This window comes from Leclercia sp. W6, from assembly GCF_003336345.1.
Taxonomy (GTDB): domain Bacteria; phylum Pseudomonadota; class Gammaproteobacteria; order Enterobacterales; family Enterobacteriaceae; genus Enterobacter.
The window spans coordinates 4,303,031-4,323,611 of sequence record NZ_CP031104.1 but is presented as its reverse complement, the minus strand read 5'-3'; the positions used below and the strand labels follow the sequence as shown (position 1 = coordinate 4,323,611).

General features: G+C 59.3%; 18 protein-coding genes and 4 pseudogenes. 7 read left to right on the top strand and 15 right to left on the bottom strand.

Annotation, left to right across the window (positions count from 1 at the left end):
• Nucleotides 1-15 precede the first annotated feature (15 nt).
• Nucleotides 16-499 (bottom strand): annotated as a pseudogene (locus DVA43_RS25385) (VENN motif pre-toxin domain-containing protein); the annotation flags it as partial.
• A gap of 83 nt (nt 500-582) precedes the next feature.
• Nucleotides 583-1,360: pseudogene (locus tag DVA43_RS25380) on the bottom strand (hemagglutinin repeat-containing protein); the annotation flags it as partial.
• 65 nt (nt 1,361-1,425) lie between these two features.
• On the opposite strand from DVA43_RS25380, the gene DVA43_RS21210 reads away from it, so the two are divergent.
• Nucleotides 1,426-1,620 (top strand): SymE family type I addiction module toxin, encoded by a 195-nt coding sequence (locus DVA43_RS21210; RefSeq protein WP_114316622.1) that lies wholly within the window; start codon nt 1,426-1,428, stop codon nt 1,618-1,620.
• On the opposite strand, the gene DVA43_RS21205 is transcribed toward DVA43_RS21210, so the two are convergent.
• Entirely contained in the window at nt 1,600-1,800 is a 201-nt protein-coding gene (locus DVA43_RS21205; RefSeq protein WP_114316621.1) for a hypothetical protein, read from the bottom strand. The two genes, DVA43_RS21210 and DVA43_RS21205, sit on opposite strands and share 21 nt — an antisense overlap.
• Before the next feature lie 127 nt (nt 1,801-1,927).
• On the opposite strand from DVA43_RS21205, the pseudogene DVA43_RS25185 reads away from it, so the two are divergent.
• Nucleotides 1,928-2,103: pseudogene (locus DVA43_RS25185) on the top strand (SymE family type I addiction module toxin).
• A gap of 54 nt (nt 2,104-2,157) precedes the next feature.
• Here DVA43_RS25185 and DVA43_RS21195 read toward each other — a convergent pair.
• From DVA43_RS21195 to DVA43_RS25375, 3 genes and pseudogenes are all read right to left on the bottom strand, one after another.
• Nucleotides 2,158-2,409: a MafI family immunity protein gene (locus tag DVA43_RS21195; RefSeq protein WP_114317180.1), complete on the bottom strand. Its 252-nt coding sequence runs from the start codon at nt 2,407-2,409 to the stop codon at nt 2,158-2,160.
• Between the two features lie 10 nt (nt 2,410-2,419).
• On the bottom strand, nt 2,420-3,079 hold the full coding sequence (locus tag DVA43_RS25280; protein WP_371414042.1) for an EndoU domain-containing protein: 660 nt from the start codon (nt 3,077-3,079) through the stop codon (nt 2,420-2,422).
• Between the two features lie 51 nt (nt 3,080-3,130).
• A pseudogene (locus DVA43_RS25375) lies at nt 3,131-3,469 on the bottom strand (VENN motif pre-toxin domain-containing protein); the annotation flags it as partial.
• Between the two features lie 109 nt (nt 3,470-3,578).
• Between DVA43_RS25375 and DVA43_RS21185 the strand changes: the two are divergent.
• Nucleotides 3,579-4,748: a DNA repair protein gene (locus DVA43_RS21185; RefSeq protein ID WP_114316619.1), complete on the top strand. Its 1,170-nt coding sequence runs from the start codon at nt 3,579-3,581 to the stop codon at nt 4,746-4,748.
• Here DVA43_RS21185 and DVA43_RS21180 read toward each other — a convergent pair whose 3' ends face one another.
• On the bottom strand, nt 4,749-5,513 hold the full coding sequence (locus DVA43_RS21180) for a siderophore-interacting protein (RefSeq protein ID WP_114316618.1): 765 nt from the start codon (nt 5,511-5,513) through the stop codon (nt 4,749-4,751).
• A 236-nt stretch (nt 5,514-5,749) separates the two neighbouring features.
• Here DVA43_RS21180 and DVA43_RS21175 point away from each other — a divergent pair, with 236 nt between their 5' ends.
• Nucleotides 5,750-6,295 carry a PadR family transcriptional regulator gene (locus tag DVA43_RS21175; protein WP_114316617.1) on the top strand — a complete coding sequence of 182 codons (546 nt, stop codon included), beginning with the start codon at nt 5,750-5,752 and terminating at the stop codon, nt 6,293-6,295.
• On the opposite strand, the gene DVA43_RS21170 is transcribed toward DVA43_RS21175, so the two are convergent.
• Nucleotides 6,292-7,839 carry a methyl-accepting chemotaxis protein gene (locus DVA43_RS21170; protein WP_114316616.1) on the bottom strand — a complete coding sequence of 516 codons (1,548 nt, stop codon included), beginning with the start codon at nt 7,837-7,839 and terminating at the stop codon, nt 6,292-6,294. The two genes, DVA43_RS21175 and DVA43_RS21170, sit on opposite strands and share 4 nt — an antisense overlap.
• Before the next feature lie 335 nt (nt 7,840-8,174).
• Nucleotides 8,175-9,695, bottom strand: coding sequence for a PAS domain-containing methyl-accepting chemotaxis protein (locus DVA43_RS21165; RefSeq protein ID WP_114316615.1), 1,521 nt, complete (start codon nt 9,693-9,695; stop codon nt 8,175-8,177).
• A gap of 420 nt (nt 9,696-10,115) precedes the next feature.
• On the opposite strand from DVA43_RS21165, the gene ygjG reads away from it, so the two are divergent.
• Nucleotides 10,116-11,495: a putrescine aminotransferase gene (ygjG, locus tag DVA43_RS21160; RefSeq protein WP_168194672.1), complete on the top strand. Its 1,380-nt coding sequence runs from the start codon at nt 10,116-10,118 to the stop codon at nt 11,493-11,495.
• A gap of 489 nt (nt 11,496-11,984) precedes the next feature.
• Here the strand turns inward: ygjG and lsrG are convergent, their stop codons facing one another.
• The 6 genes from lsrG to lsrA are packed head-to-tail and all read right to left on the bottom strand — an operon-like array spanning nt 11,985 to nt 17,670.
• A complete protein-coding gene (gene lsrG, locus DVA43_RS21155) occupies nt 11,985-12,278 on the bottom strand; it encodes a (4S)-4-hydroxy-5-phosphonooxypentane-2,3-dione isomerase (RefSeq protein WP_114316613.1) in 294 nt (97 codons plus the stop codon).
• On the bottom strand, nt 12,275-13,162 hold the full coding sequence (gene lsrF / locus DVA43_RS21150; RefSeq protein WP_114316612.1) for a 3-hydroxy-5-phosphonooxypentane-2,4-dione thiolase: 888 nt from the start codon (nt 13,160-13,162) through the stop codon (nt 12,275-12,277). The genes lsrG and lsrF overlap by 4 nt, the downstream gene beginning before the upstream one ends.
• A gap of 11 nt (nt 13,163-13,173) precedes the next feature.
• Nucleotides 13,174-14,175, bottom strand: a complete 1,002-nt coding sequence (lsrB, locus tag DVA43_RS21145; protein WP_103824876.1) for an autoinducer 2 ABC transporter substrate-binding protein LsrB — start codon at nt 14,173-14,175, stop codon at nt 13,174-13,176.
• A 1-nt stretch (nt 14,176) separates the two neighbouring features.
• Nucleotides 14,177-15,154: an autoinducer 2 ABC transporter permease LsrD gene (gene lsrD / locus DVA43_RS21140; protein WP_114316611.1), complete on the bottom strand. Its 978-nt coding sequence runs from the start codon at nt 15,152-15,154 to the stop codon at nt 14,177-14,179.
• On the bottom strand, nt 15,155-16,186 hold the full coding sequence (gene lsrC / locus DVA43_RS21135) for an autoinducer 2 ABC transporter permease LsrC (protein WP_114316610.1): 1,032 nt from the start codon (nt 16,184-16,186) through the stop codon (nt 15,155-15,157).
• Nucleotides 16,183-17,670: an autoinducer 2 ABC transporter ATP-binding protein LsrA gene (gene lsrA / locus DVA43_RS21130; RefSeq protein ID WP_114316609.1), complete on the bottom strand. Its 1,488-nt coding sequence runs from the start codon at nt 17,668-17,670 to the stop codon at nt 16,183-16,185. The genes lsrC and lsrA overlap by 4 nt, the downstream gene beginning before the upstream one ends.
• Before the next feature lie 214 nt (nt 17,671-17,884).
• Here lsrA and lsrR point away from each other — a divergent pair, with 214 nt between their 5' ends.
• A complete protein-coding gene (lsrR, locus tag DVA43_RS21125; protein ID WP_114316608.1) occupies nt 17,885-18,856 on the top strand; it encodes a transcriptional regulator LsrR in 972 nt (323 codons plus the stop codon).
• A 32-nt stretch (nt 18,857-18,888) separates the two neighbouring features.
• A complete protein-coding gene (gene lsrK, locus DVA43_RS21120) occupies nt 18,889-20,469 on the top strand; it encodes an autoinducer-2 kinase (RefSeq protein ID WP_114316607.1) in 1,581 nt (526 codons plus the stop codon).
• The last annotated feature ends 112 nt before the right edge of the window (nt 20,470-20,581 follow it).

Sequence of the window (20,581 nt, the reverse complement as noted above, 5' to 3'; positions counted from 1 at the left end):
GATACCGGGCTTATCCTTACTCAGCGAGTTATTCTCAACCGCAGTCTTTCCTGCCCCTGCCCCCGCCCCCGCGGCCGCAGACCCCGTGCTGTCCCCCGCCAGCCCTCCGGCCATTCCCGCCGAAATTGTCGCCAGGGCGCTGACCGTCTGCTTCTGCTCCTCGATCAGTTTCGACAGGTCGGTCACGCCAGGATAGAGCACACCCGCTATCGCTTTCGCAGCAAGCTCACCCACTGCCGCGCCCGCAGCGCCTGCTGCAGCACTGTTCCCCTGCAGGGCGGCAGCTGCCCCGCCCAGAATGGCGTGGGCAATGGCTTTACCCGCGACATCATCCTCACTGAGACCCGACCTGTGGCCGATGGCATACGCCAGCTCCGGCGCAGCCGCACCTGCCAGCCCTCCGGCCATCCCCGCCCGCCAGCCCCGACAGCGCTGCCGTTGCCGCCTGGATACCCCGCTGCAGGTCGCTGCCCGTGCCGTACTGCGCCATCGCGTTGTTATGGGCCCGTTTCGCCACGGCTTCATCCGTGGCTGGCGTCCCTTCCCGGGTCAGCTGCTGACGGGCTTCCTCCAGCGCCTGCGGATCTTTTGCCGCGGCCCGTCCTGCCAGCTCTCCCTGCGTCCGGGCGATATCCATGGCCTGGCTGCCAATCTCGCTGATTAACCCCACGGCCTGCAGCCGCTTCTGCCCCTTCTCCTTGTCAAATATCGGGCTGATGCTGCCGTTCGTATTCGCCGTATCCCGGCTCAGGTCCGCCACGTCCTGCTGCTGGTTCACTGTGTCACGCACGATGAGAGTGCCGTTCGCGACAGCCGCCCGGGTGGTGCCCTCTGCATGGCCGCTGCTGCCACCTGCAGAGATCATTCCGCCCGGCATATTGCTGGTGAACGTATCCTTACCGAAGCTGCCGCCCCCGCTCAGGCTGATACCGCTGTGGCTGACCTTATAGTCCGCTTCGTTATGGATATCCCCGAACCCCAGGGTGCCCGTATCCAGACGGTTTTTATCCGCCTGTGCCGTGGAGGCTATCACCGCCCCGTCCAGCTGCGTGTGGCGGCCCACCGTGATATCGAAGCCACCGTCACCGGCATACAGCCCGGTCTGCTCCTGCACCGAATCAAAGGTGCTGTTCATTTTGTCCCGGCTGGCGCTGACGTAGCCCGAGCCGGTCATGCTGCCGAAGGTGAAGCTGCCTCCCGCCGCCACGCTGTTCTGCCTGGATTTATACTCGTTGCTGTCCTGCTGGCTGCGCATCAGGAAATCACGCCCGATATCGGCCACGATGGCGTTACCGCTCACCTGCGCGCCGTCGAGGATGGCATCGCGCCCGCTGGTCATCGAAACCGTGCCGCCGCTGTCGGGGATACGCGGTTTTATGCCCTGCGTTCCATTTTTCCCAAAGCTGTTAAAGAGCCTGTATCTGCATGACCATCTGGTATTTATTCAGCCCCTGCCTGCGACTGAACGGTAACTGGCTGGCAGAAGCGAGATTCAGCACCGACACACCGGTCATAATCAGCGTTGAGCAGGGAAGACTGGTGATCGAGCCGGTTAAGGGCTGCCGGGTAAAAGATCCCGGCGCAGAGGCCGGGATCTTCTCAAGCCATCATTTTGTCTAAAATATGGCTTACATCATTAAGTAAGGCACAGACATCTTCTTTAGAAGCCCCTATCCTGGTTTCAAATTCAGGAACAGAAATGCCATTACAAATTTCATTCAAAGCTGAGTTCAGGATCAATAACTCATTTCCATCAATGGTTAATTGAGCTTGTTTTCCAGCAACAGATATTACATCCATTCATCACCTCAAATTCTCGAAGTATGCTCTACCGTTTACAGGCCTAAAAGCTGTTCCACCATCTGATGCTTTAGGATTGCGGATTACAACAGTACCAGTAGATTGATCCCAATAAGCTGAACGACCATTGCTCAACTCTTTAGTAGAGGTCGGTTATCGCCCCAACCAGGGCAGGCCCAACCCGCTACCCCAGCTCACCATCAAGGGCCGCTGGCTGGAAGAACTGGATTCCGGACCGGGCAGCCGGTGATTGTGACCGCTGAGAAGGGACGGCTGACTATTGAGCTTGAGTTTAAGTTCTGACGGCTAAAGAAGATCCCGGCGCTGAGGCCGGGATAAATCATAGCTATCAAGAAGTTATTTCTCTGGATTTATATATGTATATCTACTATCTATTTCTAGGCCAAGATCATTAGCTATTTTAAGCACTTGCGTATATTCATTTTTGCTAATCACCACATCATAATCAGCGATGTGATCACATAGCGTTTCGAATGCTAATACACTCTCTGAGAACCCAATATAATCGAGAGCAAAGTCAACGAGCGAAGGATCCAACCGATCCTTTAACCCTTCACCTAATGATCTAATTTTGTCATTAATATCCATCGCGCCCACGCTATTTCTTAATCGGTTTTAAAGCTGGAGGAGTCGGATTACTATCCGGGAACGCTGTCACGATTTTCCCACTAGCTGGCTCGTATACCACACGAACTCTAACACCTTCTCGCTCTTCCCAGGCAACCCATCTTGCTGGTCTTCCTGCATTTGTATACGCCCCACCCGTTCCGGTCTGGGCAAACCATTTGGTATCGGGTGAAGTAGCTATATCACCCACAGCATGAACAACCTTGTCTGCTGACCAGCTTTGAGGGAAAACTGTTTTTCCTGGATTTCCAGGATACAGATGTCCACCTTGCGTAGGGCTATCCCCATATAAAATGTGCTGTTTCGCTTCCGGTGAAAGGATATCCACATATTTCTGGTTTGCAGGTGATAATCCAAGATCGGAGCTTTTCGCAACAGATAAAAATGCCTTAGCAGCTACATACTGGATTAACTTCGCTTCACTGGTCGGCACACCACTCGCCAGGATTTCTGCAGCCCGTTGCGGCGTCATTTCACCATCAGCCGTCAACGCACTGACCGGCACCCCGAAGAACTCGCCCCAGGCGGTTAACAGACCTTTAACTGCATCCTGCCCTTCTGGTATCTGACCCTGTGAGTTTTTAATCAGCGCTTCTGTTAACTCATCTGGTGTAGCACCATTCTGGATCATACTGGCTGCAAGCGACTGCTGGGATAAACCAATATCATTCATCCCTTTCGGCAGACTCAGCGCATTATTCTCAGCCGCATTCTTCCCGGCTCCCGCACCTGCAACTGCAGACCCCGTGCTGTCCCCCGCCAGCCCTCCGGCCATTCCCGCTGAAATCGTCGCCAGGGCGCTAACCGTCTGCTTCTGCTCTTCCGTCAGCTTTGACGGGTCTTTTACGTCAGGATACAGCACGCCCGCGATGGCTTTCGCCGCCAGCTCGCCTGCTGCCGCGCCCGCAGCACCCGCCGCCGCGCTGTTACCCTGTAGTGCCGCCACGGCACCGCCTAGAATGGCATGGGCCACCACCTTCGCTTCATCGCTCAGGTCGGAACCGTGACCGATACGGTAAGATTAACGCATTCCCCCGTCGCGCCATTCATCAGACATGTGTATTATTCCCTGTTGTTTTCCTGACAACTATCCTTAACTCAAATACTTAAGCGCAAAAGCGAAAAGCATCATGAGCACACCGATCAAACGGCTGGAAATCATTAAAAATGCTATCGAACTGGAAGATGACGACATCATCGAGAGTCAGCTGGCACGGTTAAAAAGCGAAGCCTTTGACGATGAGCTGCAGGCGATCGTCGTGGCGCTTGAGCAGAAAAACTACACCGGGGCGATGGTGGCCATTACCGCATGGCTCCAGGGTCAGCGTGCCGTTACCACTTGGCGGGATCCGCAGCTGGCCGCCAGCAAGCTGGAGCTGAAAGCGCTGGAAGAGCGCCTGCGCGATCTTATCGATCGCCGTAACGCCCGCGTCCAGCAGTTGGACGAATTCAACGACCTCTACCTCACCCGCCTCGGCCCACTGATGAGCCAGATCCTCGCCCTGCGCAAAACCCTGGCGGAGCTGAATCTGCGTCGCCAGCAGGCAGAGGCGCGCCGCCGGGAAGCGGACTATCGCCGCTGCCAGCAGTATGTCGCCCAGGCGGTAGAGGTGCTGGCTACCCTGACCCGGCACTGGCGCGATCTGCCCGCCGATTCGGTGCAGGCTGCCGCGGCACGCAAACAACTGCAGCAACAAAGCAATCTGATCGCCAACCTGCTGGCCGAAGCCCAGGAGCTGGAAACGGGCTTAACCCGCGAGGAGGAGCCCGCCCGCCAGGCGCGGGACGAGGCCAACGACGAGTATGAAAAATACCGCGAGCAGCAGCATGAAGCGGAGATCCGGCTGCGCAAGGGCAAAGACCTGTCCGAAGAGGATCAGAACGAGTTAAAACGGCTCTGGCGCCAGGCGAGCAAGCTCTGTCACCCGGATCTGGTGGCGGACGAGCTGAAAGAAGAGGCGAATGCCATGATGGTGCAGCTTAACCAGGCGAAGCAGCGCGGCGACGTGAAGGCGATCCGCTCCCTGGTGGCCCGCCTGCATCAGGGGCTGGAGCCGCTGATGGCCAGCGACCGGCTGAACGACCTGACGCTGATCCGCAAAAAGATGGCCCAGGTTCGCGAGCAGATCGACACCCTGGTGAGCGAGCTGGCGGAGCTGGAAAAAGAGGAGTCCTGGCTGCTGGTCTCCTCGCTGAGCAATATGGAAGCCTACTTCGCCCAGCAGGAGAAAGCCCTGCACGAGGTACGCGCCTCGCTGGAACATCAGGTCAGCGAAGCGCAGCTCGACGACGTGGCCTGACTATTTGGCGTGCCAGTACGCGCTGGCACGCACCAGCTTCTGATCGATGGCGTCGGTTTCAAACAGGCGGCTCAGCTTTTTCACCACCTTCCCTTCCCCGGTCAGCCAGATGAAGTAATCTTCTGCCGGCACGCTGAGCGACGCCAGACGATCCGCCACCGTCTGCTCGTTATGCCCCACCACCCAACTAATGTTGAACTCACTTAAGTGCGCCAGATAGTCCTGACAGGCGGCATCGCTCACGGTCACCACGGCGTGCACTTCCGGGCGCACCGGCAGCGCGCGCAGGGTCTCCAGACGGCGGCGCAGGGCGGGCATGCCCGACTCATCGCAGACGTACAGCTGCCAGGCATAATCTTCCGGCACCACCAGCGAACCGCGCGGGCCGCCGATAGAGAGGATATCTCCCGGTTTTGCCTCCACAGCCCACTGGCTTGCCACGCCGCCGTCGTGGATAAAGAAATCGAGCACCAGCTCGTGACGGGCCGCATCATACAGCGGAGTGTAATCCCGCGCCTGCGGACGCACGCCCTCACCCCACTCCACGCCCTCGTCCGTCACGACCGGAGGAATAAAGGTCGTGCCCTGTTCCGGGAAAAAGACTTTGCAGTGGTCGTCGAAGCCGCGGGAGCTGAAGCCCTCCAGCGCTTCGCCGCCCAGTACGATGCGCTGAAAACCGGTACTGACGCGCTCCACGCGGAGCACGTTCAGCTCGCGAAAGCGCAGGTCGTTACGGACACGTTGAGGATAGCGGGGTGTGGTCATAATTTGCCTTCGTGAAAGTGAAATCGATATATCGGAAATGAAAGTTAAATGATAATGATTGCTAATAAGCAGAATTGCAAGATTTTTTTGATATAGACAGATTTCGCAATCTCAAAGCCATCCACGCACATTAAAAACCTTAAATATTATAAAGTTAAATAAATTACGTGCGACGACGTTGCTAGTTATTAAGATTTAGATATAAATTAGATATATCAAAAATATGGAGAAAGACGATGCGACACTCTCACGACCATGACCACCGCGATCACGCTCACCGCGGACGCGGCGGCGATCACCATCACGGCGGCGGTCGCCGCCAGCGCTTCTTTGGTCACGGCGAATTACGGCTGGTGATCCTCGATATCCTGACCCGCAACGCCAGCCACGGTTACGAGCTGATTAAGGCGATCGAGACCCTGACCCAGGGCAACTACGCCCCCAGCCCGGGCGTCATCTACCCGACGCTCGATTTTCTGGAGGATCAGCAGTTTATTACGCTTAAAGAGGAGGAGAACGGGCGTAAAAAGATTGAGATCACCGTTGCCGGGCAGCAGTGGCTGGATGAAAACCTTGAGCATCTGGAGCACATTCTGGCGCGCGTCAAAGCGCGTTGCGTGGGCTTTGAGCTGCGCAAAAACCCGCAGATGAAGCGGGCGCTGGATAACTTTAAAGCGGTGCTGGATCTGAAGGTGAATCAGGGAGAGACCAGCGACGCGCAGATCAAACAGATTATCGGCGTGATCGACCGCGCGGCGCTGGAGATCTCCCAGCTCGATTAAGCAGCGACGCGAAACACTTTCACCAGCGCTTTCAGGTTCATCGCCTGCTCGTTAAGGGATGATGCCGCCGCAACAGACTCCTCCACCAGGGCGGAGTTCTGTTGGGTGGTGGAGTCAATCAGGCCAATGGCGCTGTTGATCTGCGAAATGCCTTCCGTCTGCTCATGGCTTGCCTGGCGGATCTCGCGCAGGATGACATCCATCTCCTCCACGTTACCCACCATGCCATTAATCAGCCCGCTGGCTTTTTCCACCAGCGCCATCCCGTCCTGGGTCTGGCTGGTTGAGCTTTCAATTAGCTGACGAATTTCGCTGGCCGAGGTGGCGCTTTTCTGCGCCAGCTGGCGAACTTCACCGGCCACCACCGCAAAGCCGCGGCCATGCTCGCCCGCGCGCGCCGCTTCTACCGCCGCGTTCAGCGCCAGGATATTGGTCTGGAAGGCGATGGAGTCAATCAGGTTGATGATGTCGGACATCCGGTTGGAGGTCTCGTTAATCAGGCGCATTTTGCTGGTGACCTGCTGCATCATCTCGCCGTTGTGTTTCACCACCCGGGCCGCGTCCGCAGAGAGGTTCGTCGCCTCGCCGGTATGCGAGGCGGTATTTTTCACCGTCGCGGTGATCTGCTCCATCGAGGCCGCCGTCTGTTCAACGGAGCTGGCCTGCTCTTCGGTACGCGCCGCCAGATCCTGATTACCCGCCACAATCTGCGCCGCGGCGCTGGAGATGCTCTCTGAACCGGTCTGTACTTGCTGCACAATCGCCAGCAGACGGACTTTCATCTCCATCAGCGCCGTGAGCAGCTGGCCGGTTTCATCTTTCCCGTGCGAGGCAATGTTGCGGGTGAGATCGCCCTCTGCAATGGACTGGGCAAAGCCCACCGCCTCGCCCAGCGGACGGGTAATGGAGCGCACGATAAACCAGCCCATCAGGCTGCCCACCACCACGCTGAAGAGCGTGATAAGGATCAGCACCAGGCGGTTGCTTTTAAAATCGCCCTCCACCTCTTCACCTGCGCGCTGCATCTGGGTGTTCTGGATCGCAATCAGCGCCTGCACCTTCGCTTTATAGGCTTGCTGCAAGCTGAGGGTGTTGGTCATCATCTCCTGAATCGCCCCCGCCCGATCGTTGTTCTGCACCGCCTGCAAAATGCGATAGCGGGAGTCAAGATACTGCTGGCGAACGCCGCGGATATCGGCCAGTACCTGCTGGGATTGCTTATCCTGGAGGGCCTTGTCCAGCTCCCCGAGGATCAGGGTGATACGCTCGCTGATCGCCTTCAGATGCTGCTCTGATTGCGCCGTGTAAGTGCCCTGATCGTCCAGCAGCATCAGTTGTTGAGTGCTAATAAATTCCTGAAAATTTTCGATTAACTGGTTGGCTTTTACGGTCGTGGGATAATCGCTGGTGATGATGGATTGCATCCCGTTATTTGCCCGGTTCAGGCTCAACAGAGATAAACTCGCACTTATCCCCATCAGGACAATAAAGAATCCAAACGCCAGAAATAATTTCGTGCCGATTTTAACGTCGTGTAAGAACATATTTACTCCATCGATGTGATTATTTCTCAGACGATCAGCGTTATCGGTAACTCTACCGCTAACTTTATGACTTTGATCGCTTTTTTATTTCATAATCACCACAATGGATAGGCACAGACTATTAATTTTAACTCATCGATCGTTATACAACCACCGGCACACTTTTTTTAACAACGCAACAGGGAAAACAGACGCAGGTAAAGAGAATTAACCGCAGCGCTTTTTTTAATTATTTAATAATTAAGTAACAATAAATGATAAAAATAATGACAATTCGCCCATAAAAAAACCGCTTACGCTGTGAAGCGCAAACGGCTTTTTAGAACATTACTGACTCAGTGAAGGACGGTGACCGCATCCTCAAGGCGTTTAGCCCGGTGTTTCACCATCGCCGACACCTGGGCGCTGGTTTCCACCAGCGCGGCGTTTTTCTGGGTAATCGAATCCAGCTCCGCTACTGCGCGGGTCAGCTCCGACAGCCCGGACGCCTGCTCGGAGGTCGAGTGGCTGATCTCCGCGATAAGCCGCGTGACGTTCTGCACTTTCTCCACAATATCGTCCATCGTGCGCCCGGCAGCATTGACCTGCTCCGAGCCCGACAGCACTTTGCTGGCGCTGGCGTCAATCAGCTTGCGGATGTCGTTGGCGGCGGTGGCGCTGCGGCTGGCAAGATGACGCACCTCTCCGGCTACCACCGCAAAGCCTTTGCCCTGCTCCCCTGCCCTGGCCGCTTCTACTGCCGCATTCAGCGCCAGAATATTGGTCTGGAAGGCGATGTCATTGATCAGCTTGGTGATAGAGCCGATACGCTGGGTGCTGTCGGCAATCTCGTCCATGGTTTTGACCACAGTTTGCATCGCGTGTCCGCCTTCGGTGGCGGCATCGCTGGCGGCGATGGAGAGCTTATCAGCGTCAACGGCGGTTCTGGTGTTGTTCTGTACGGTCATTGCCAGCTGGTTCATGGTCTCCACGGTCTGCTTCACGTTCGAGACGGTCTGGTGGGTGCGATCGTTGAGGTCATCGTTCCCCCTCGCCAGCTGCTCGCTGCCGTCACGCACGTTGACGACCTGGCTGGAGACATCATTGATCAGCCAGCGGCACATCAGCCCGAGCTGACCGACCGCCCGCAGGGTCAGCCCCAGCTCGTCGCTGCGGTTGAGGTGCTCAACGCTGTTGCGCTCGCCCGTCGCCACCTTCAGCGCCTGACGCGCCACGTTCTCGACCGGACGCACAATCTGCTGCTCAAACAGGAGCGTACCCAGCAGCATGACCAGCGCGCTGGCACCCAGTGCTGCCCATCCCGCACCGGTGGCAAACAGGGTGGCCGCCAGCACGGCAAATAACGCGGTCATCACGCCGCGGACCCGCCAGCGCAGCGGCATCGACGGGAGTTTGCCGGTCCAGCCTCTGGCAACCACCAGCCCTTTATGCACACGCTTTTTGCAGCGCCCTTCGTTCAGCGCCTTATAGAGCGGCTCGACAGCGGCGATCTCTTCCGGCGTGGCTTTCACGCGGATGGACATGTACCCGGTGGTCTGGCCGTTGCGCACCATCGGCACCGCATTCGCGCGCACCCAGTAGTGATCGCCATTTTTACGGCGGTTTTTCACAATTCCGCTCCAGGGTTCGCCCTGTTGCAGGGTATACCACATGTCGGCAAAGGCCGCTTTTGGCATATCCGGGTGACGGACCTGGTTGTGCGGCTGTCCTGTCAGTTCGGCAAGCGTATACCCGCTTACCTGCACAAACGTGTCGTTGGCCTGAGTAATGTAGCTGTGCAGATCGGTGGTGGACATCAGGGTGGTGTCATCTTGCAGCGGGTATTCACACTGCGTGACAAACGGTTGAGGCGACATAGGCATCCCTTGCAGGTTACTTGAATGTTATTTTTGTGGCGTAAATATTTTACGGCGGTAACGAACATATCTTTAGTTGTTAAACATGCCTGAGATCGCAAAACGCCACTAAACCGCATTTTTTGTGTGTTTTTATAATTTATTGATATCTAATGGTTTCGCGACGAAACTACTCCTGAAGGAGGATCCGTATCTGTTCTCTTTCCGCCCTAAAACAGAGCAAATGCACTGCTATCGGGCATCTCTGTTTCTGAAAATTCCCTGCCGCAGCGGCCAGGCTGCGCTTTTGCATGATTAAATATTGTGTAACATTATTTTAACCTGGCGTTTATCCCGATTTTTGTTAAGGCCCTGGATGTGGCGTAAAGCCTGCAATACTTAATCCAGTATCATGTGATACGCCATCCCCGGGAGCACATCTTGAACAGGTTACCTTCCAGCGCGTCGGCCCTTGCCTGTACCGCGCACGCCTTGAATCTCATTGAGAAGCGAACGCTTGATCATGAGGAGATGAAACAACTTAACCGCGAGGTGATTGATTACTTCAAAGAGCATGTCAATCCAGGTTTTCTCGAATACAGGAAATCGGTAACGGCAGGCGGGGATTACGGAGCCGTAGAGTGGCAGGCGGGAAGTTTGAATACGCTTGTCGACACTCAGGGACAGGAGTTTATAGATTGCCTGGGTGGATTTGGTATTTTCAACGTGGGGCACCGTAATCCAGTAGTGGTTTCCGCCGTACAAAATCAGCTTGCAAAACAACCCCTTCATAGCCAGGAACTGCTTGACCCCTTACGGGCGATGCTGGCAAAAACGCTGGCGGCACTGACGCCGGGGAAACTGAAATACAGCTTCTTCTGTAACAGCGGCACGGAATCGGTCGAAGCGGCGATCAAACTCGCCAAAGCGTACCAGTCGCCGCGCGGGAGATTCACGTTTATCGCCACCAGTGGCGCCTTCCACGGCAAGTCGCTCGGGGCCCTCTCTGCCACAGCGAAATCCACCTTCCGTAAGCCGTTTATGCCGCTGCTGCCGGGCTTCCGCCATGTGCCGTTCGGCGACATCAACGCCATGCGCACCATGTTGTCGGAATGCCATAAAACCGGCGATGATGTGGCGGCAGTGATCCTCGAACCTATCCAGGGCGAAGGCGGGGTGATCCTGCCTCCGCAGGGCTATCTGCCCGCGGTGCGTCAGCTGTGCGATGAGTTTGGCGCGCTGCTGATCCTGGACGAAGTGCAGACCGGCATGGGGCGCACCGGCAAGATGTTCGCCTGCGAGCATGAAAACGTGCAGCCGGACATTCTGTGCCTGGCCAAAGCGCTGGGCGGCGGTGTGATGCCGATTGGTGCTACTGTCGCCACCGAAGAGGTCTTCTCGGTGCTGTTCGATAATCCTTTCCTGCACACCACCACCTTTGGCGGCAATCCGCTGGCCTGTGCCGCGGCGCTGGCGACCATCAACGTGCTGCTGGAGCAGAACCTGCCCGCCCAGGCGGAGCAGAAAGGCGACATGCTGCTGGATGGCTTCCGTCAGCTGGGGCGTGAATACCCGGACCTGGTCCAGGAGGCGCGCGGCAAAGGGATGCTGATGGCGATTGAGTTTGTCGACAACGAAACCGGCTACAGCTTCGCCAGCGAGATGTTCCGCCAGCGGGTGCTGGTGGCAGGCACGCTCAACAACTCGAAAACCATTCGCATCGAACCGCCGCTGACGCTGACCATTGAGCAGTGTGAGCAGGTGCTGAAAGCGGCCCGCAAGGCGCTGGCCGCGCTGCGGGTGAGTGTGGCTGAAGCGTAAAAACCGCCGGGCGGCGCTGCGCTTGCCCGGCCTACAAAACCCGCACCGTTTGAACCCTTGTAGGCCCGGTAAGCAACGCGCCACCGGGCAACAGACCGCACAATCCCGTAGGCCCGGTAAGCGCAGCGCCACCGGGCAACAAACCGCACAAGCCCGTAGGCCCGGTAAGCAACGCGCCACCGGGCAACAGACCGCACAAGCCCATAGGCCCAGTAAGCAACGCGCCACCGGGCAACAAACCGCGCAAGCCCGCAGGCCCGGTAAGCAACGCGCCACCGGGCAACAGACCGCACAAGCCCGTAGGCCCGGTAAGCAACGCGCCACCGGGCAACAGACCGCACAAACCCGTAGGCCCGGTAAGCAACGCGCCACCGGGCAACAGACCGCACAAACCCGTAGGCCCGGTAAGCAACGCGCCACCGGGCAACAAACCGCACCATCCCTGTAGGCCCGGTAAGCGCAGCGCCACCGGGCAACAGACCGCCCCCCCTATTCCGGCATCAACCCGACAAAACAACGTTTTTTACGCGGCTCCGACATCAGCTCTTCAAGCTGCTCCACGCACGCCAGATAGTGCGGGGTCTGCTTATGCGCCTGCACCGCCTCCTCATCCTTGTAAGCCTCGTAGATAAAGAACCGGGTTTTCACCCGCGGATCCTGCAAAACGTCAAACCGCAGGTTACCCGGCTCCTGGATCGCCCCTTCATGGTTGGCGCGAAACACCTCCAGAAACTCGTCCACCTTGTCCGGCTTAATGTTGATCTCCACTAAGGTCACGTTCATTGCCCTTCTCCTTGTTTTTCCTCCTGCCAGAACTGATACGCCTCGCGGGCGCTCATCTTCTCGTGCACCACCTTCTTCACCGCCTTCAGCATCGCCAGCGGCGCGCTGGACTGGAAGATATTGCGTCCCATATCGACACCCGACGCACCCTGATCGATGGCGCGGAAGCACATCTCCAGCGCCTCGTGCTCCGGCAGCTTTTTCCCCCCGGCGGTGACAATCGGCACCGGGCAGCTGGCGGTCACTTTCTCGAATCCCTCTTCCACAAAATAGGTTTTGACGAACTGCGCCCCCATCTCGGCGGCAATGCGGCTGGCGAGCGAGAAGTAGCGCGCGTCACGGGCCATCTCCTTGCCCACCCCGGTCACCGCCAGGGTCGGCATACCGTAGCGGTTGCCCGCATCCACCAGTTTGATGATGTTGTTGATCGACTGGTGCTCATACTCACTGCCGATATAGACCTGCGCCGCCACCGCACAGACGTTGAGGCGCAGGGCGTCTTCCATCGCCACCGCAACGCATTCGTTAGAGAGTTCGCCCAGCATTGAGTTACCCCCGGAGGCGCGCAGCACCACCGGCTTGTTGGTGGCGGGCGGCACGGTGCTTCTGAGAATGCCGCGGGTACACATCAGCACATCGGTTTCGCCGAACAGCGGCGCAATAGAGAGATCGATGCGCTCCAGCCCGGTGGTTGGCCCCTGGAAATAACCATGATCGAAGGCCAGCATCACCGTGCGGTTGCTGGTGGGGTTAAAAATGCGCGCCATGCGGGACTGCATCCCCCAGTCCAGCGCCCCACACCCCTTCAGGGTAAAAGGCACATTCTGCTGCGGCCGGTCGATGCCAAAGTTCTTGCCCTCTTTGATGTCGTCTAAATCAGCCATGTTCTCTCCCGTCAGAAGTCGTAGTTGTTGATGTTCTCTTTGGTGAACACCACCCGCTCCGGCAGCAGCACAATGCCGTTGCCTTTCGCTTCATACTGATAGCCCTGCACGCTGTTCGGCTCGACCTTGAGATTGCCGATATCCTTGATCTCCACGCTGTCGCCGACGTTAAGATCGCCTTTTTTCAACAAACGATCGGCGACATTGACCGCAATTTTGCCCTGCTGCACCACATCCCACAGGCCGAAGGCTTTCACCGTGCCGCGCTCCACGTACGGACGCATAACGTTCGGCGTGCTGAAACCGACGATCGCCACCCCTTCCCGCTTCAGGTTTTCCGCCGCCTGGGCCGCCGCCGGCAGGGCGTTGGCATCCGGGGCGATGATCGCATCCAGGTCCGGGTAGGCTTTTAAGATCCCCTCGGCGGTCTGCAGGGATTTAGTGGCGTCGTTATAGCCAAACTGGGTGGTGACGATCTGCCACTGCGGGTGGTCTTTGGCGATTTTGGCTTTCGCCGCGTTCACCCACTGGTTCTGGTCGGTGACGGTGGGGCTGGAGTAGAAGAAGGCCACTTTGGCGTCCGGTTTGGTCACCTGCTTCGAGGCCATCTCCACCAGCAGGCCGCCGAGCTGTTCCGGCGTGCCCTGGTTGATGTAGATGCTGCGGCACTCCGGTTTGGTGTCGGAGTCCCAGGTCAGCACTTTTACCCCGCGCTGCATGGCGCGCTTGAGCGCCGGGCAGAGGCCGTCCGGCGACACGGCGGAGACGATAATGGCGTTATAGCCCTGGTTGACGAAGTTATTGATCAGCTGCACCTGCCCCGAGACGCTCGGCTCGGTGGGGCCATCGTAGGTGACGTCCGTGCCCAGCGCTTTACCCGCCTCTTTCGCCCCGTTGCCGCCGCTGGTAAAGAAGCCGACCCCCACCAGTTTCGGGATAAACGCAATGCGGTCGGCGGCCTGCGCCGAGGCAACGCTTAACGCTACGGCCAGCACCATCAGTTTTATTTTCATCTTACGCTCCGGGTAGTTTTGTGAAGAGAGATCGCACCCACTCACGGTGCAGACTCAGTGAACGTCCCATCACCACCACAACCAACAGCGCCCCTGACAGCGCGCTCGACACCTGGTTGGGGATGCCGACCATCTGTAACCCCTGTTGCAGATACCCCACCAGCAATGCCGCCAGCGCAGTACCCAGTACCGAACCTGAACCACCATAGATATTCGCCCCGCCCAGCACCGCGGCGGTGAGCGCGGGCATCAGCAGGTCGCGCCCTAAATCAGAACGCGCCGAGCCGAAATAGGAGACCATCACCAGGGCGGCAATGGCCGACGCCACCCCCACCAGGCCATAGAGCGCGTAGGGCATGCCGTTGACCGACAGCGCCGCATAGCGCGCCGCGCGCGGATTCTGCCCAATCAGAAACAGATGGCGACCAAAGCGCCCACGATGGGTAATCAGCCAGAAGAGAAAGGTGATGATCGCGAACAGCACCAGCGGGATAGGCAGCCCGATAACCGTGAGATTGGCAAAAGCGGTGAAGCTCTCCGGGAAGCCGCCAATGCCTTCGTAACCGGTCGCCCCGGCCATACCCGAGAGCAGCAGCGCCCCGCCGCCGTAGAGGTAGAGCGTGCCGAGGGTGATCACCAGCGGGCTGATGCCGGTGTAGTGGATAAGCAAAGCGTTGAACAGACCACACAGCAGCCCGAGCAGCAGGGTGAGCGGGATCGCCGCCGCCATCGGCACGCCAGACTGCATCATCACCCCCAGGGCGATGGCGCACAGGCCGATGGTCGAGCCGAGGGAGATGTCGATCCCGCCGCTGATGATCACCAGCGTCAGCGGCAGCGCCACAATGCCGATGCAGATAAAATCGCTGGTGCTGAACAGCAGCATATTGATGTCGAGCATCCGCGGGTTAAGGGTGCCAAACAGCAGGATCTCCAGCACCAGTAACAGCAGCAGCGCCCACTCCCAGTTAAGCTTCATCTACGCCACCTCTTTGTTGCGTTTGCGAAACGGGGTGACGTGCTTCCCCCCTTTGTTGCCCGGCTGAAAACGGCTGTACTTCAGGGCCCGCTGATGACGCGCCAGCGCCTGGCGCAGCCGTCCGTCCAGTACCAGTACCCCCAGCAGGACCAGGCCAGCGATAAAGTCGTTCCACCAGGCCGGGAGGCGGAACAGCACCAGCACGGTGTCGATCTGGGTCAGGAAAAAGGCCCCCAGCAGCGCGCCAATTAAGGTGCCGGTACCACCGAGCAGGGAGATGCCGCCGAGCACACAGGCGGCGATGGCTTTCATCTCCAGCCCGCTGCCGGTCTGGTTAGGGACAAAACCGATCTGCGCGGCAAAGACGATCCCGGCGCAGGCGGCCAGTACGCCGTTAATCGTGAAGGCCGCCATCCGGGTGCGGTTGACCGCCACCCCGAGCTGGCGGGCGGCGGCGAGGTTATCCCCCACAGCGTAAAAGTCCCGGCCAAAGGCGGTGCGCGACAGCGTCCAGGCCCCGAGGCCAGCGATAATCAGCACCACGATCCCCAGGGGCGATACCCCAAGCGCCACCGGCTCCGACAGTGCTTTCAGGCTCATCGGCAGCCCTTCAATCCACTTCCCGCCGGTCCAGAGCAGCATCACCCCGCGCCACAGCCCCAGCGTGCCGAGGGTGGCGACAATCGCCGGAATGCGCAGCCCCACCACCAGCAGGCCGTTGAAGGCCCCCGCCAGCGCCCCGATCGCCAGCGCAAAGAGGATCGCCACCGGCAGGCCGTAGCCGTTGTTCAGCGCCACGCCCACGGCGATGGCACACAGCCCGACAATCGAGCCGACCGACACGTCGATATTGCGGGTCAGCATCACCAGCCCGGCGCCGAGGGCCAGCAGTATCAGGATTTGCGAACTGGCGAAGATCATCCCCAGGGTCTGCAAACTGAGATAGGCTGGATTCAGGGCCACCAGCACCACAAACAGGGCGAGGATCGCCAGCAGGGCGCTGAGCTCGCGGTTTTTCAGGAGTGTTTTCATGCCTGCCCTCCGAAGGCCAGGGACATCATGCGATCGAGGCTGACGGCGTGGCGTGGCAGTTCCCCGCTGAGCACCCCCTGGTGCATCACCAGCACCCGATCCGCCAGGCCGGGAAACTCATCCATGTCGCTGGAGATCATCAGCACCGCCACGTTTTGCGCCGCCACGCTTTTGATTAGCTGATAGATATCGGCCCGAGCCGAGACGTCCACGCCGCGGGTCGGCTCATCGACGATCAGCAGCAGCGGATTGGCCTCCAGGCAACGGGCCAGCAGCACCTTCTGCTGATTGCCGCCCGACAGGGTGCGCACGGTCTGATCCGGGCTGTTGAGTTTGATCCCGAGCGCCCGGTGATAGCGCTCCACCACCGCCGCCTCGCGTTTGCGCTGCTGCCAGAGGGAAGGTTCGTTCAGCGCCACCGTATTCCAGCGTACCGGCGCATCGAGGAACAGGCCGGAGACCTGCCGGTCTTCCGGGAGATAGACCAGCCCTTTCTCCAGCCGGGCGCTGACCGGATCGCGGTCGATCTGCTGGTTTTCGAGCCAGATCCTGCCGCCACGCGACGGGCGCAGGCCGTAGAGCGTTTCAGCAAATTCGGTGCGCCCGGAGCCTACTAATCCCGCCAGGCCGACGATCTCCCCGGCGTAGATCTCCAGACTGAGATCGATAAAGCCCTCCCCGGTAAGCGTCTCTACCCGCAGCACCGGAAAATCCTGCGCCTGGGTGCGGCGATTGCCCGGCAGCGCCAGCCACAGCTTTTGCGTGTCGCTCAGCTGCTGGTCGCGGCTGACCGGGGTCATGGCGGCGATGAGCGCGTTATCGTCAAACTGCGCGGTTTCGCCGCTCAGCACGATCGCCCCGTCACGCATCACCGAGACATGGCTGGCGAGCTGACGAATTTCGGGCAGCTTGTGAGAGATAAAGACGATACCGACCCCCGTCCCCTGAAGCGCGCGGATCTGGCGGAACAGGCGCTCCGTTTCGCCCGGCGTCAGCGAGGCGGTGGGTTCATCAAGGATGAGGATCTTCGCCTCGCGCATCAGCCCGCGCAGGATCTCTACCATCTGCTGATCCGCCACCTCCAGGGTGCTGGCGGCAGCGTCTAAATTGAGCTGGCACTGGAGCTGCTCCAGCTTATCCCCAAGACGTTGGGCGGTGGCCTGCCCGCGCGGCAGGCGGAAGAGAATGTTCTCGCGCACGCTGAGGTTCGGGAACAGCATCGGCTCCTGGGGCACAAGATAGATGCCGAGCTGGTGGGCCTGGCCCGGTTTGAGGCGAGCAAAAGGCTGGCCCTCAATAGAAAGTTCACCGCGGTCGGGCGTTTCGACCCCGGCGACAATCTTCATCAGGGTCGATTTCCCGGCGCCGTTGCCCCCCATCAGGGCGTGTACCTGGCCGGCAAGCAGAGTGAAATCAATGTTTTTCAATACTGGAACGCCGGAGAACTGCTTCTGGATCCCGCGCGCCTCAATCAGTGCTCTCATTATCGCTCCGCTATTGAACAAATGATTTTTGAAATTAATAATGTTCAAAAGCGTAGACGGTGAACTATATTTACAACCGTGCAGGGATCACAGTTTTATGGATATGATCCCGATAATGCTGAAACATTCCGGAATATCCGTTTTGCCGTGTGGCTCACAGATTCAAGCTGCGGCAAAGCGAACATATGATCTAAATTTTGATAAGAGTTCAAATATGGCTGAGAAACGCGTTGCCGAAGAGGGACGATTTGCCGGACTGGCACTGACGGAAGAGGAACTGGTGGCGCGCGTAGCGTGGTGCTACTACCACGACGGCCTGACGCAGAACGATATCGGCGAACGGCTGGGCCTGCCGCGGCTCAAGATTTCACGGCTGCTGGAAAAGGGCCGACAGTCGGGGGTGATCCGCGTGCAGATCAACTCCCGCTACGAAGGGTGTCTGGCACTGGAGACCGCGCTCCAGCAGCGTTTCGGCCTGAAGCTGGTGCGCGTGCTGCCCGCCCTGAATACCCCGGCGATGAGCGTGCGCCTGGGGATTGGCGCCGCGCAGTCGTTAATGGGCGTGCTGGAGCCGGGGCAACTGCTGGCGGTGGGATTTGGTGAAACCACCATGAGCTGCATTCAGCACTTAAGCGGCTTTATCAGCTCCCAGCAGGTGCGGCTGGTGACCCTCTCCGGCGGCGTCGGGCCCTATATGACCGGCATTGGTCAGCTGGATGCCGCCTGCAGCGTCAGCATGATCCCCGCCCCGCTGCGGGTCTCCTCCGCAGAGGTGGCCGGGATCCTGAAGCGGGAAACCAGCGTGCGGGATGTGATCCTCGCCGCCACCGCCGCCGACGCCGCCGTGGTCGGCATTGGTGCCGTAAACCAGCGCCGGGATGCCACCATCTTGCGCTCCGGCTATATCAGCGAAGGGGAACAGCTGATGTTTGCCCGCAAAGGGGCGGTGGGCGACATCCTGGGCTATTTCCTCAATGCCGAGGGAGAGCGGGTATCGGATCTGGAGATCCACCGTGAGTTACTGGGCGTCACCCTCGATGAACTGGCGCAGCTGCCGGTTATCGTCGGTGTCGCCGGAGGAGAAGAGAAAGCCGATGCGATTTATGCCGCACTGAAGGGTCGCCGTATCAATGGCCTGGTGACGGAAGAGACGACAGCCCGCGCGGTGCTGGCTCTGGCCGGATAAGAGTCGCCCTGCGCCTGACACGAGGCAAGCTCATGAGTTACCTTTTAGCGTTAGATGCAGGGACAGGCAGCGTTCGCGCCGTGGTGTTTGATCTCCAGGGCAACCAGATAGCCGTCGGCCAGGCCGAATGGAAACACCTGAGCGTGGAGAACGTCCCCGGCTCGATGGAGTTCGACCTCGACACCAACTGGCGGCTGGCCTGCCAGTGTATTCACCAGGCGCTTGAGCGGGCGCACCTGAGCGCGGCGGATATCCAGTCCGTCGCCTGCTGCTCAATGCGCGAGGGGATTGTCCTCTACGACCGCAACGGCGACGCCATCTGGGCCTGCGCCAACGTCGATGCCCGCGCCAGCCGCGAAGTGGCTGAACTCAAAGAGATCCACGATTACCGCTTTGAATCTGAAGTCTATGACGTCTCCGGCCAGACGCTGGCCCTGAGCGCCATGCCGCGCCTGCTCTGGCTGGCGCACCATCGCCCCGATATCTACCGCAACGCGGCGACCATCACCATGATCAGCGACTGGCTGGCGGCGAAGCTCTCCGGCGAGCTGGCCGTTGACCCCTCTAACGCCGGCACCACCGGCATGTTAGATCTCTTTTCCCGCGACTGGCGGCCCGCGCTGCTGGACATGGCCGGGCTGCGCGCCGATATCCTCTCGCCGGTCAAAGAGACGGGGAGCGTGCTGGGTGCCGTCACCCGGGAGGCGGCGCAGCAGTCGGGCCTGCGGGAAGGCACGCCGGTGGTGATGGGCGGCGGCGATGTGCAGCTGGGCTGTCTGGGACTGGGGGTGGTCCGCGCCGGGCAAACCGCGGTGCTGGGCGGCACCTTCTGGCAGCAGGTGGTCAACCTGCCGCAGGTACGCACCGATCCGCAGATGAACATCCGCGTGAACCCGCACGTCATTCCGGGTATGGCCCAGGCGGAGTCGATCAGCTTCTTCACTGGGCTGACCATGCGCTGGTTCCGCGACGCCTTCTGCGCCGAAGAGAAGCTGATTGCCGAACGCATGGGGATGGATACCTACGCCCTGATGGAGGAGATGGCCAGCCGGGTGCCGGCGGGCTCTCACGGGGTGATGCCGATCTTCTCCGACGCCATGCACTTTAAGCAGTGGTATCACGCTGCGCCGTCGTTTATTAACCTCTCCATCGACCCGGAAAAATGCAATAAGGCTACCCTGTTCCGCGCCCTGGAGGAGAATGCGGCGATTGTCTCCGCCTGCAACCTGGCGCAGATTTCGCAGTTCTCCGGCGTCACCTTTGACAGCCTGGTGTTTGCCGGCGGCGGTGCAAAAGGAGCGCTGTGGAGCCAGATCTTAAGCGACGTTACCGGCCTGCCGGTGCGGGTGCCGGAGGTGAAAGAAGCCACCGCGCTCGGCTGCGCCATCGCCGCCGGGAGCGGCGCCGGGCTGTATGGTGATATGGCTGCCACGGGTGAGTCGCTGGTGAAATGGAGCCGGGAATTTACCCCCAACCCGGCGCACCGGGCGTTGTACGACGGCATGATGCAGAAGTGGCAGGCGGTCTATGCCGACCAGCTCGGGCTGGTGGACAGCGGGCTGACAACGTCGATGTGGCAGGCACCGGGGCTGGTGCGCGCCACGGCGCCGTAAAAAGGCCGGATGGCGCTGCGCTTATCCGGCCTACGGTTTTGTAGCCCCGGTAAGCGCAGCGCCACCGGGGAAGTTCTTTGAGATCTATCACAATCATTCGATCCCGCTTTTA

Coding starts and splice junctions, on each gene's coding strand:
- DVA43_RS21210 (WP_114316622.1), top strand. CDS start 1,426: ATGACCATCTGGTATTTATTCAGCCCCTGCCTGCGACTGAACGGTAAC.
- DVA43_RS21205 (WP_114316621.1), bottom strand. CDS start 1,800: ATGGATGTAATATCTGTTGCTGGAAAACAAGCTCAATTAACCATTGAT.
- DVA43_RS21195 (WP_114317180.1), bottom strand. CDS start 2,409: ATGGATATTAATGACAAAATTAGATCATTAGGTGAAGGGTTAAAGGAT.
- DVA43_RS25280 (WP_371414042.1), bottom strand. CDS start 3,079: ATGATCCAGAATGGTGCTACACCAGATGAGTTAACAGAAGCGCTGATT.
- DVA43_RS21185 (WP_114316619.1), top strand. CDS start 3,579: ATGAGCACACCGATCAAACGGCTGGAAATCATTAAAAATGCTATCGAA.
- DVA43_RS21180 (WP_114316618.1), bottom strand. CDS start 5,513: ATGACCACACCCCGCTATCCTCAACGTGTCCGTAACGACCTGCGCTTT.
- DVA43_RS21175 (WP_114316617.1), top strand. CDS start 5,750: ATGCGACACTCTCACGACCATGACCACCGCGATCACGCTCACCGCGGA.
- DVA43_RS21170 (WP_114316616.1), bottom strand. CDS start 7,839: ATGTTCTTACACGACGTTAAAATCGGCACGAAATTATTTCTGGCGTTT.
- DVA43_RS21165 (WP_114316615.1), bottom strand. CDS start 9,695: ATGTCGCCTCAACCGTTTGTCACGCAGTGTGAATACCCGCTGCAAGAT.
- lsrG (WP_114316613.1), bottom strand. CDS start 12,278: ATGAACGTGACCTTAGTGGAGATCAACATTAAGCCGGACAAGGTGGAC.
- lsrF (WP_114316612.1), bottom strand. CDS start 13,162: ATGGCTGATTTAGACGACATCAAAGAGGGCAAGAACTTTGGCATCGAC.
- lsrB (WP_103824876.1), bottom strand. CDS start 14,175: ATGAAAATAAAACTGATGGTGCTGGCCGTAGCGTTAAGCGTTGCCTCG.
- lsrD (WP_114316611.1), bottom strand. CDS start 15,154: ATGAAGCTTAACTGGGAGTGGGCGCTGCTGCTGTTACTGGTGCTGGAG.
- lsrC (WP_114316610.1), bottom strand. CDS start 16,186: ATGAAAACACTCCTGAAAAACCGCGAGCTCAGCGCCCTGCTGGCGATC.
- lsrA (WP_114316609.1), bottom strand. CDS start 17,670: ATGAGAGCACTGATTGAGGCGCGCGGGATCCAGAAGCAGTTCTCCGGC.
- lsrR (WP_114316608.1), top strand. CDS start 17,885: ATGGCTGAGAAACGCGTTGCCGAAGAGGGACGATTTGCCGGACTGGCA.
- lsrK (WP_114316607.1), top strand. CDS start 18,889: ATGAGTTACCTTTTAGCGTTAGATGCAGGGACAGGCAGCGTTCGCGCC.